This is a genomic window from Blastococcus sp. LR1 (genome assembly GCF_020166105.1).
GTDB lineage: Bacteria > Actinomycetota > Actinomycetes > Mycobacteriales > Geodermatophilaceae > Blastococcus.
The window spans coordinates 347,384-359,086 of sequence record NZ_JAIUJY010000002.1; the positions used below are offsets into that span (position 1 = coordinate 347,384).

Here is an 11,703-nt window from a genome sequence, read left to right on the forward strand (position 1 = left end):
GGCCCGTCTTCCCCCTCGGGGGTGAGGAGCTCGGGACGAGGCCGGCTCGGATGAGGGGCCCGGACGCCGACGAGCGGACCGGCCGGGGCCGATCCGCTCGTCGCAGTGCTGGTCCGGGGTGCGGGGGGAAGGACTCCCCCCGCACCCCGGCGGGTCAGGGCGCGGTGCCCGGAGCGCCGACCCACACGTTGTCCACGCGCATGGTCTGCGCGCGGCCGGCTGTCGAGGACTCGTACAGCGCGATCCGGAGGTTCCCGGCCCGCTGCAGCACCGCCGTGGTGTCGGTGGCGCTGACCTGCCAGTCCTTCGGCTCCTCGGTGCCGGCGACCCACGCCTTGGCGCGGAGCTCCGTCGTCCCGGTGCCCGCCGTCTCCATCCGGACCGTCACCACCGTGCCGGGGGTGTAGGTGCCCGGCAGGCGGTAGGTGCCCACGACGGTCTCCGTCGCGTCGACGACCGAGACCAGGCTCAGCGTCATCGAACCGGTGGAGCTGAACCGGAGCTGCGCGTCGTACCGCGTGGTGCCGACGGTGCGGGTGCCCAGCTTGACGTAGCTGCCGCCACCGGCCGCGGCCTGCTCCAGCGCCACGTCGGCCTGCAGCGCGACGTCACCGAGCGCGATCGCCAGCTGCGCATCCCGGGTGGACCCCGCGTTCGAGGTCACCCGGCCCGTCCCGTCGACGACCGCAGGCGCGCCCGCGGCGGGGGTGATCCAGTTCCCGCCCCGCTCGGCGGTGCCCCAGCCGGCGGCCACGATCCGCTCGAAGGTGTCCCGGACGAAGGCCGGGTCGACCGGCTGCGTCGGGGTCTCCGGCTGCTCCGGGGTCTCCGGCTCCTCCGGGGTCTCCGGCTGCGTCGGCACCTCGGGCTGCGTCGGCACCTCGGGCTGCGTCGGGGTCTCCGGCTGCGTCGGGGTCTCCGGCTCCTCCGGGGTCTCCGGCTGCGTCGGCACCTCGGGCTGCGTCGGCGGCACGACCGTGCCGGGCTGGGTCACCCGGAGGTCGTCCAGACGCACCGTCTGGGTCGCCGTCGCCGAGCCGGAGTTGTAGAGGTCGAAGCGCAGCGCTCCGGCCTTCTGCAGCGCGGCCGTGGTGTCGGTCGCCTCCGTCTGCCAACCGGCCGGCTCGGCCGATCCCGCGGCCCACACCTTGGCCCGCAGGGCGGTCGTGCCGCTGCCCTCGGTCTGGAAGCGGACCTTCAGGACCGCGCCCGGGGTGTAGGTGCCCGGCAGCCGGTAGGAGCCCAGGACGCTCTCCGTGCCGGCGACCACCTTGGTGAGGCTCGCGGTCACCGAACCGGTGGCGCTGAACCGCAGCTGGGTCGTGTACCGGTTGGCCGAGTCGATCGCCCGGCCGGCGACCGTCACGTAGGCGCCACCGCCGGTGGGGGCCTTCTCGACCACCACGTCGGCCTGCACGTCGACGTCCCCGGCCGAGATCGGCAGGGTCGCCGCGCTCGTGCCACCCGCGGCCGCGCTGAGGCGACCCGACCCGTCGGTCACCCGGGCGTTCGCCGAGGAACCGGTCGTCGTCCAGGCCCCACCGAGCTCGGCGGTCCCCCAGCCTCCGGAGACCTCGCGCCCGAAGGTGTCGAGGGCCACGGCGGTCGGCTGGGTCGGCTCCGGCTGGGTCACCGGCGCGGTGACGGTCACCGGGAGGGTCACCGTGCCCGTGGCGCCGGCGGCATCGGTCACCGTCAGCGTCACCGGGTAGGTGCCGGCGGCGGCGAAGGTGTGCGCCGCCGTCGCCCCGGTCGCGGTCTGCCCGTTGCCGAAGTTCCAGGCGTAGGAGGCCAGGGGGCCTTCGGCGTCGGTCGACGACGAGCCGTCCACGGAGACCGCGAGGCCGCTCACCTGGGAGGTGAACGCCGCCGTCGGCGCCGTGTTGACCGGCGGGGCGGTCGCCCCGAGGTCGATGACCTGCAGGTCGTCCAGCCGCGCGGTCTGCGTGGTCGTCGCCGTTCCGGAGTTGTAGACGTCGAAGCGGAACGCCCCGGCCTTCTGGAGCGCAGCCGTGGTGTCGGTCGCCTCCGCCTGCCAGCCGGACGGCTCGGCCGACCCGGCCGCCCACACCTTGGCCCGCAGCGCGGTCGTGCCACTGCCCTCGGCCTCGAAGCGGACCTTCAGGACGCTGCCCGCGGTGTAGGTGCCCGGCAGCCGGTAGGAGCCCAGGACGGTCTCCGTGCCGGCGACCACCTTGGTGAGGCTCGCGGTCACCGAACCGGTGGCGCTGAACCGCAGCTGGGTCGTGTACCGGTTGGCCGAGTCGATCCCCCGGCCGGCGACGGACACGTAGGTGCCACCGCCGGTGGCAGCCTTCGCGGCCACCACGTCGGCCTGCACCGAGAGGTCCCGCACCGAGATCGGCAGGGTCGCCGCGCTCGTGCCGCCCGGGGCCGCGCTGAGCCGGCCCGAGCCGGCGGTCACCGCGGCGTCCGCCGAGGCGCCGGTGGTGGTCCAGGAGCCACCGAGCTCGGCGTTCCCCCAGCCTTCGGTGGTCTCGCGCCCGAAGGTGTCGCGGGCCATCTCACCGAACTCCGGCTTCTCCGGCGGCGCGGTCACCGTCACGTCCGTGGTGGTCGTGGCGGTCGCACCGGCGGAGTCGGTCACCGTGAGGGTGACGGGGTAGGTCCCGGCCGCGGCGAACGTGTGCGACGCCTTCGCCCCGGTCGCGGTGGCGCCGTTCCCGAACTTCCACACGTAGGAGGCCAGCGGCCCCTCGGCGTCGGTCGAGGACGACCCGTCCACGGTCAGCGCCAGCCCGTCCACCGCGGAGGTGAACGCCGCCTTCGGAGCAGCGTTCGGCGCGAGGCCGGTGCTGCCGAAGCGGTGGTGCTCGGCCAGCTCCTGCGCCGTCAGGGCGCGGGAGTAGACGGCGACCTCGTCGATCGCGCCGGCGAACCAGTCCAGACCGGTGACCCAGCTGGTGTCGCCGCCGATCCGCCAGTACCCGTTGTAGGCCTGGGCGCTGGTGACGTCCGGACGGGTACCGACGACCTGTCCGTCGACGGCGAGCGTCAGCCCCTGCGGGCTCAGCGTGCCGGCCACGTGGTGCCAGCGACCGTCGTTGTAGGTGGCCGTGCTCTGCACGGTCGACGACGCACCGTTGTACACACCGAAGGCGAGCTTGCCCGAGGCGTCCATGTAGATGTGCCGGTCGTAGTTCGTGCTCTTGCCGGTGCGGGCGTTGCCGAAGCCGACGATCTTCCCGCCGCGGTTGCTCGTGGTCTGGAACCACGCCTCGACGGTGAAGACCTGCGGACCGGCCTGCGTCGTCTGCGTCGAGGCCATCCCCGTGGAACTGCCGTTGAACCGGTAGGCGGTGTCGGTGTCGCGGGCGATGGCGCCGGCGACGTTGCGGGACACCCCGGAGCTCGTGGTCATGTTCCGCGAGCCGGAGTAGTTGTAGGCCGTCGAGCCGGAGGCCTCGCCGAGCCGCCAGTGCTCCACGGCGCCGTCGCCGGCAACCATGGCGTCGTACCCGCGGGTGCCGGTGCCGGCGCTCGAGGCCGGCACGGTCACCGTGAGCGTCGAGGAGGTCAGGCTGTTGCCGGCCGCGTCCTCGGCGACGATGCGGTACGTGTGCGACCCGGCGGAGGCGCCGGTGTCGGAGCAGACGTAGGTCGGCAGGTTGTAGAACCGCGAGGGCTGGACGGTCTCGCAGGCCACCGTCGCGCCGTCACGCACGACCCGGTAGGTCAGGAACTCGTTGTCCTGGTCCCACACGGCCGGCCAGGACACCCGGACCGCGCCGGGGTTCATGGTGGTGGTCGGGGCGAAGGCAGCCGTGGCCCGCGGCCCGGGGAGGGACGGCCGGGGGGCGACCTTGTTCGGTGCCGACGCCGGGTGGGCGAAGCGGACCAGGCCCTGCTGCGCCTTGTCGTTGACGAACGGGAACTCGCCGCCGTAGACGAGGTACTCGGAGTTGCCCGCGACCGACCAGCCGGCCTGGTACTGGCCGGTGAAGCTGCCGGTGTCGAACATCGGGTGCCACGCCAGGAGCGCCGGCGCGGGCGTGCCGGCCAGCTTGCCGCCGTTCCAGTTGTTCGCGGTGGTGTTGACCCCGGCCGGCGCGACGCTCCAGGCGTTGGCGTGCCAGTAGTCGATCGGCTTGACCTCCGCGAAGCTGCCGATGTTGCGGCAGTCGTGCGCGTGCGACGCGGTGTAGACGGTGCCGCCGATCGGGAACACCGAGTAGGTGTCACCGCGGCAGTCGGCGAACCAGCGCACCGCGCCACCGTCGGCGGCGGCCGCGAAGGTGCCCTCCAGGTCGCCGGGTCCGTAGTAGTCGTAGCCGACGCCGTAGACGTTCGTGCCGTCGGTGCTCAGCGCGTAGATCGCCGAGTTGACGCCCTGGTTGGTGATCCGGGCGTTGACCGCGAACGGCCGGGTGGCGCCGGTGGACGCGTCGAGCGCTCCGACACCGGTGGCCTTGGTGCCGTTGAGCGAGTCGAACCGCCCGGAGACCACGACCTGGTTGGGGCCGGCCAGGACCATCGACATGACGTCGCTGCTGGTCTGGGCGTTCTGCGTGGGGTTGTTCGGCAGGCGGTTGCCGCTGGTCGAGCCGACGCCGGGCTTCGGCGCCCACGGCAGCAGCGCGCCGTCGGAGACCCGCACGGCGGCCAGCTTGTCGCGTGCGACCGAGCCGATCGCGGAGAACCGGCCGCCGAAGTACACGGTGGTGTCGGTGGCGGCGATGGCGCGCACCTGGGCGTCCACGGCCGGGCGGAAGTTGCTGATCAGCGCGCCGGTGGTGGTGTCGAACGCGGCGACGCGGTAGCGGTTCTCGCCGTTGGCCTGGGTGAAGTCACCGCCCACGTAGAGGCGGGTGCCGTCCGGGGAGGCAGCGAGGCCGACGGCCTGGGCGTTGATGGTCGGCGCCCAGGACGTGATGAGCTGGCCGGTGCGGATGTCGTAGGCCAGCAGGTTGCTGCGCGGCGTCTCCGACGTGCCCGCTCGGGCACCCGCCGGACGCGCGCTGGTGAACTTGCCGGCGACGAAGACGGTGTTCCCGACGACCGTCTGGGCCCACGCGACGCCGTTGATCTGCACGGTGGGCAGCGGGTCGGCGGTCACGGTGACCGGCGAGGTCGGCGTGGCCGGAGGCACCGCCGCAGCCTGCACCGAACCGGCGGACGTGGCCGCCTCGGCCGGTGCGACCTCGACCGGAAGGGCCGGCGCGACCTCGACCGGAAGAGCCGGCGCGACCTCGACCGGCGCGGGCGCCGGTGCGGGCGCCGGCGGCGTCGCCCCGACCCCCACGAGTAGGCTCACGAGGCTTGCCAGAAGGGACTGCCCCCAGGCGGCCAACAGTGCAGACATGCGATTTCCCCCGCTTGTGCAACCGCGAAATGCCGGTCTCCCCGGACCGACAGGCCGAACACTAAGCGTGACAATGGGGGGCTTGGCATCCCCCGATACGGTGAACGACCAGGTCTTTCGCCCGGAAGTGCCCGCCGGTTAATCACACCGGGTGATAGGAAAGCCGGCTGCGCGCGCAGCAGGGCCCCGGCGGATGCCGGGGCCCTGCTGGGACGTGCGGGTGGTGCGGGAGGTCAGCCGGCCGCGCCGCTGAACACCAGGAACGGCGTTCCCGCGCGGTACCCGACGGTGAGGGTGACCAGGTCCCGCTCACCCGTGGGCACGGAGAAGAAGTAGACGCCCTCGGCGGTGCCCCCGGGCGCCAGCGTGCCGCCGAAGGGCACCCGGGTCGGGTCGTCCAGCGGTGACGCCGGGGTGGCATCGGCACCGGAGCTCATGGTCACGCTGACCAGACCGAGGTCGACCGGCGCTCCCGTCCCGTTGGTGAGGCGCACCGTCGCGCGCAGTGCCGGTCCGGCGATGTTGCCCGCACCTTCCGCGGTCCCGCGCACGCCGTCGAGCGACACCACTCGGGCGGTGACGCCGTCGGCCCCCACGGCCTCCTGGTCGAAGGCCACCGGTGCCAGGCCCGGCGGCAGCTGCGCGGGGTCCGCGGGCGGTGCCGGCACCTCCGACGCGGCCGGCGGTGCCGGAAGAGGCGCCGGAGCAGGGGTCGAGGGCGCGGCGGAGCTGCTCGTCGCGGCCGGGGTGGTCGTTCCGGCCGCAGCCGTGTCGCTGCCGTCCTTCCCGGTGCCGCTGAGGACCAGCCCGAGGACGACCGCCGCCAGCACGAGCACCGCGGCGACGCCGCCGATCACCTGGCGCCGTCGCGTCATCCACGACCGGACGCCGTCGGGAGCACTCATCGCTGCAGCCTGCCCATCTCTCGGAACCATCGGAACGAGGCGAGCGCGAGGAATCCCGCCGCCGCCAGGAAGAGCGCGGTGTACGCCGGCACGAACAGCGCCGGCGCCCCGTACAGGACGAACAGGCAGGCCAGCAGGCCGTAGTCGGTCGGCAGCGTCAGGAACGAGCGCGCGATGCTGGCCCGCTCGGCCGTCGGCATGGCCCGGGTGCGGGCACCGTGCTGCGCCCGCAGGGCCTCGTTGAGCATCGTGGCGAAGTAGGTGACGGCGTCGACCACGCAGAAGCCCAGCGGAACCAGCAGCCAGGCGTCGTCCACCACGTCCGCGCGGTACCAGCCGATGAGCACCGCCAGGTGCAGGCTGGAGGCCTTGACCGCGTCGACCATGTGGTCCAGCCACTCGCCCGAGGGGGAGCCACCGCCCCGGAGCCGGGCCACCTGGCCGTCGGCGGAGTCGAGGGCGTAGCCCAGCACGAGCAGGACGGCGACCCCCACGCCCGTGCCGGCGGTCGGCCGGCCGAGGGCCAGCAGAGCGATGCCTGCAGCGGTGCAGACGGCGCTGACCGCGGTGACCGCATTGGGAGTGAGCCCGGCGCGGTAGGCCAGGGCCGCGAGGACCCGGCCCAGTGGCCGGTTGACGAACCGCGAGTACGCCGGCGCGCCCTGCGCACCCTTCTGCGCCGAGGACAGCCGCTGGACGGTCGTCGAGAAGGACTCCCGCTCGACCGGCCGATCGAGCAGGGTCACTGCTGCGCCCCGGGGAAGGTGATGACGCCGAGGCCGTCGACCCGCTCCTCCTCGGCCGTCGGCCGGGGTCGCGGCAGGTCGCGCACCGCGGCGAGGTCGCGCACGGTGGCCCCGGTGGGTCCGGCGGCCGTCCGTCGTCCGGACGGGCGACGGTGCGACACGTGCCGGCCGGCCAGCCGGACGGCGAGCTCCTCGTAGCCGGCCGCGACCTGATCCCAGTCGTACCGGGTGGCCAGCTCGCGCGCCCGGCGTCCGGCGGAACGGATGCCCTCCGGGTCGGCCTCTGCCGCGTCGACGAGCGCCGCGACGTCGGCGGGACTGACGAAGAACCGGCCGGAGTCGAGGACGACCTCGCGGTTGAAGTCCACGTCGTAGGCCAGCACGGCGGCGCCGGCGCCGATGGCGCGCAGCAGCGAGGGGTTGGTGCCACCGACGGAGTGCCCGTGCAGATAGGTGTAGGCGTGCGCGTACAGCTGGTCGAGCTGGTCCTGGTCCCAGACGCCGCCGAGGAAGCGCACCCGGTCGTCGGCGAGCCGGTGCACCCGGGCGGTGTAGGCGTCGGAGTAGGGAGCCGAGCCGACGACCACGAGCGGCTTGGTGGCGCCGCTGCGGCGGTAGCCGTCGACGATCACGTCGACGTGGTTCTCCGGCTCGAAGCGCGCGACGGCCAGGTGGTACCCGCCCGCGGTCAGCCCGAGCTCCGCGAGCTTGTCGGTCCCCGGGGCGATCACCGGCGCCCCGTAGGTCAGCAGGGTCGTCGGCGCACCGAACTCCGACTGGTAGTAGTCGGCGATGCCCTGCGCGTCGGCGATGAGCGCGTCCGACCAGCGCACGGCCAGGGCCTCGGCCAGGCGGTAGTAGCGCTGCCCGATCGGACCCCACTTGGCGCGCTTCCACTCCAGGCCGTCGACGTGCGTCGCCACCGGGATGCGGGCGGCGCGCAGCGCCGGCAGGAGCGGGGCGTTGGCGGCGTTGAAGACGAACGCCGCGTCCGTGCGGTGCGCCAGCAGGTGCGCCACCGACAGCGCGGAGTGGCTCAGCGTCTCGAGCGAGCGCTTGCGGGCCGCGGGGAGGTGGACCAGCTTCATCCCGAGGTGCTCGTCGGGCTTCTCCTGCCCGTCGGCGGTCCGGCAGTACACGACCACCCGGTGGCCCTCGTCGGCCAGCCGTCGGCCGACCTCCTCGACGGCGGTTTCGAATCCGCCGTAGCGGGCGGGAACCCCGCGGGTTCCGACCATCGCGATTCTCATCGAGGACACCTCATGGTGGTTTCGGTCGGCTCCTGGACGGTCGACCTTGAGCCCGCGTCACTTCTCACGGAGCCCTGCTTCCCGACGGTAGGGCTCCGCAATGCGAAACGGACCCCGCTCTAACCCTGGGGGGTGAGCCGCAAAGAGCCTGCTCAGAGGCCCTTCGGACGAGACGTCAGTACGCGCCGGAGCTGGAGAGGACGGCTCGCCCGGTCTTCCAGAGAATGAGGACGTCGAGCGCCAGCGACCAGTTCTCCACGTAGCGGAGGTCCAGCCGGACGGACTCCTCCCACGACAGGTCGCTGCGGCCCGAGATCTGCCACAACCCGGTCAGCCCCGGCTTGACCAGCAGTCGCCGGCTGACCGAGGTGTCGTACCGCGCGACCTCGGCCGGCAGGGGCGGGCGCGGCCCGACCAGCGACATGGAGCCGCCGAGGACGTTGAGCAGCTGCGGCAGCTCGTCGAGGGACAGCCGGCGGAGCACCCGGCCGACGGGTGTGACCCGCGGGTCGACGCGCATCTTGAAGAGGAGGCCGTCGGAGATGTTCTCCGCCCGGAGGGTGTCCAGCTGGCGGTCGGCGTCGACGACCATGCTGCGGAACTTCAGCATGGTGAAGGTGTTGCCGTTGAGCCCGACCCGCTCCTGCCGGTAGAGCACGGGTCCGGCGCTGGTGAGCCGCACGGCGGCGGCGATGCCCAGCAGCACCGGGGAGAGGACGAGCAGCGCGAGCCCGGCCGCCACGCGGTCGACGCCGCCCTTGACGACGCGCCGCCACCCCTCGAAGCACGGCTGCTCGATCGACAGCAGGGGCAGCCCCTCGAAGGGGCGGATGTGCAGCCGCGGCCCGGCCACCTCGATGAGTCCCGGCGCCACGAGCAGCTCGATGCCGGTGCCCTCCAGCTGCCAGGAGAGCTGACGCAGGTACTGCGCCGCGGTCTCGCTGGCGGAGGTCACGGCGATGGTGTCCGCGTCGTGCGACTCGGCGAGCAGCAGCACGTCGTCCAGACCACCGACGGGCACGCCGGCGCGCGAGGCGACCCGCACCCGGTCGGCCGGGGTCACGGCCGCGGCGACGACCTCGAGGCCGGCGTAGCGCTCGCGCCGCAGCCGGGTCACCAGCTCCAGCACCGCGCCACCACGTCCGACGACGACGACCTTCTTCGTGCACTGCCCCTGCGCGCGGAGTCCGCGCAGCCGGGTGCGGGCGGCGTAGCGGCCGAGCAGCGTCGCGCCGGTGAGAGCCGGGATGGCCACGACGACGAGCGCGCGGCTGAGGTCCAGCGCCGCGACGTAGGACAGGAAGCTGACCAGCGCCAGGAGGAGGAAACCGGCGCGGGCGACCCGGCGGTACTCGTCGCTCCCGGTGCCGTAGGCCCGTTCGGCGTAGGCGCCGGTGGATCCCAGGAGGACCGGCCAGGCCACCACGATTGCCATCGAGGCCCAGAGGAGCGCGGACCGGGGGCTGATCTCGGCGGTGCGGCTCAGCAGGACGGCGGCGCCGGCAGCGGCGGCCATCAGCGTCTCCGCGACGACCAGCGCAACGGTGTAGGACCGGACCCACGAGGGCGCGGAGCGACGCACGAGCGGACGCGGACGCGGCAGCGGCGACGCGGTCGACCCACCGGGAGCCCCCGGCGTGATCACCGCTCCCGCGCTCGCGTGCTGGCGATCCAGAAGCATGCGTCCCCCCGAACGATATTACGCAGCGTAGCCACCCGGATACCCCAGGCAGGTGCCTGAGAGCCGGTGAGCAGCAGTTCCTGCCGCGCAGTCGTGCTGATTCCGGCTCACACTCACAGGGAGTCATAGCCAGCGTCAACACGGAGCGTCACGGTTTCACCCGATAGGACCGTGCGGTCCGCCCGGCGCCCCGGGCGTGGGTCAGCTGCGGGGGTGGACCACGTTCTGCGCGGCCTCGAGGCCACGCGTGAGCAGCTCCTCGGTGGCGTCGGCCGCCTCGACGATCAGCAGCTCGAGCTCCTTGCGCTCGGTCGCGGAGAAGTCCTTGAGGACGAAGTCGGCGGGGTCCTGCCGGCCGGGCGGGCGGCCGATGCCGACGCGCACCCGCAGGTAGTCCCGAGTGCCCGTGGAGCGGCTGATCGACCGCAGGCCGTTGTGCCCACCCTCTCCCCCGCCGCGCTTGAGCCGGACGGCGGAGAACGGGATGTCCAGCTCGTCGTGCAGCACGACCAACTGTTCGGGCGGCAGCTTGTGGTAGTCGAGCAGTCCGCGCACCGGGCTCCCGGACTCGTTCATGTAGGTGGAGGGCACTGCCAGCACGACTCGTCGCCCGACCAGCCGGCCCTCACCGGAGACCGCCCGCGCGCGGGCGCCCTTGCCGGGCGCCAGCTTGATCCCCGCCCGGCGGGAGAGCTCGTCCAGCACCATGGCGCCGACGTTGTGCCGGTTCCCGGCGTAGCCCGGCCCGGGATTGCCCAGCCCGACGACGAGGAAAGGCCCCTCGGGCGGCGGAGACGCCACAGGGGCGCCGGCATCGCCGGCGCCCCCGCGGGTCGTGCTCTCGGTCAGTGGAGACCTCAGCCGTTGTCGGCGGAGTTCTCCGCCGCGTCCATCGACTCGCCGCTGCCCTGGTCCTGCGGCTCGGGCACGACGTCGCCGTCGGCGTCGGACTCCTCGCGCTCGATGCCGGCCTCGGCCTCGGCCTCGGCGAGCTCGGCCTCGAGGGCCTCGGCCGTGGGCGCACCGAGGAAGCCGATGACCAGGGCCTCGGAGTCGGTGATCAGGGTCGAGCCCTTCGGCAGGACCAGGTCCCCGGCGGTGATGTTCTGGCCCGCGGTGCGGCCGGTGACGTCGACCTCGATGCTCTCGGGGAGCTTCGTGGCGTCGGCCTCGAGCGAGACGGTGTTGAGCTGGTGGTTCGGGATCGCGTCCGGACCGGGCTCACCGACGATGACGATCGGCACCTCGACGGTGGTCTTCTCGCCGCGGCGGACCAGCAGCAGGTCGACGTGCTCGTGGATGCGGGTCAGCGGGTCGCGCTGCACGGCCTTGGTCAGCGCCAGCTGCTCCTTGCCGTCCAGGACGATCGTCAGCAGCACGTTGGTGCCGCCGTTGCGCAGCGCCGCGGCGAACTCGCGGGCGGGCACCGACAGGTGGACGACGTCCTGGCCGTGCCCGTAGAGGACGGCGGGGACGCGGCCGGCGCGACGGGTGCGACGGGCGCTGCCCTTGCCGAACTCGGTGCGGATCTCGGCGTCGAGGCGGAAGTCAGCCACGGTGGTGTGCTCCTCAGAAGGTGGATCGGGTCTGCGGGCCGGCGCACGAGCGCGGCACACCCCTGAGGGCGGAACGCACGTCGATCACGGAGTCGGACGAACCGCTCCCTCGCCGGGCAACCGTGTCAATGTACCCGGCTCCGCCGGGTGGACCGCGACCAGGTGCCGTCCCGGCTTGCGCTGAGCCGCCCCCGTCGTTCCTCGGGGGACCCTTCGGGCCCCCGCTCGTCGCGACCGCTCCG

At 73.5% G+C, this 11,703-nt stretch carries 7 protein-coding genes; all 7 read right to left on the minus strand.

The genetic code is table 11. The features are described from left to right. Nucleotides 1-154: 154 nt before the first annotated feature. Entirely contained in the window at nucleotides 155-5,275 is a 5,121-nt protein-coding gene (locus LBW97_RS20355; protein ID WP_224498561.1) for a PKD domain-containing protein, read from the minus strand. A gap of 281 nt (nucleotides 5,276-5,556) precedes the next feature. Next, nucleotides 5,557-6,228: a hypothetical protein gene (locus tag LBW97_RS06330; RefSeq protein WP_224498562.1), complete on the minus strand. Its 672-nt coding sequence runs from the start codon at nucleotides 6,226-6,228 to the stop codon at nucleotides 5,557-5,559. Then, the gene (locus tag LBW97_RS06335; RefSeq protein ID WP_224498563.1) at nucleotides 6,225-6,974 is read right to left on the minus strand and encodes a CDP-alcohol phosphatidyltransferase family protein; all 750 of its coding nucleotides are present in this window, start codon (nucleotides 6,972-6,974) and stop codon (nucleotides 6,225-6,227) included. The genes LBW97_RS06330 and LBW97_RS06335 overlap by 4 nt, the downstream gene beginning before the upstream one ends. Further along, entirely contained in the window at nucleotides 6,971-8,224 is a 1,254-nt protein-coding gene (locus LBW97_RS06340) for a DUF1972 domain-containing protein (RefSeq protein WP_224498564.1), read from the minus strand. Before LBW97_RS06340 ends, LBW97_RS06335 begins: the two co-directional genes overlap by 4 nt. Before the next feature lie 175 nt (nucleotides 8,225-8,399). Beyond that, on the minus strand, nucleotides 8,400-9,905 hold the full coding sequence (locus LBW97_RS06345; protein ID WP_224498565.1) for a sugar transferase: 1,506 nt from the start codon (nucleotides 9,903-9,905) through the stop codon (nucleotides 8,400-8,402). A 201-nt stretch (nucleotides 9,906-10,106) separates the two neighbouring features. Then, complete coding sequence (pth, locus tag LBW97_RS06350; protein WP_224498566.1) at nucleotides 10,107-10,706, minus strand: aminoacyl-tRNA hydrolase; 600 nt, start codon at nucleotides 10,704-10,706, stop codon at nucleotides 10,107-10,109. A 56-nt stretch (nucleotides 10,707-10,762) separates the two neighbouring features. Further along, nucleotides 10,763-11,461: a 50S ribosomal protein L25/general stress protein Ctc gene (locus LBW97_RS06355; RefSeq protein WP_224498567.1), complete on the minus strand. Its 699-nt coding sequence runs from the start codon at nucleotides 11,459-11,461 to the stop codon at nucleotides 10,763-10,765. Nucleotides 11,462-11,703: the final 242 nt, after the last annotated feature.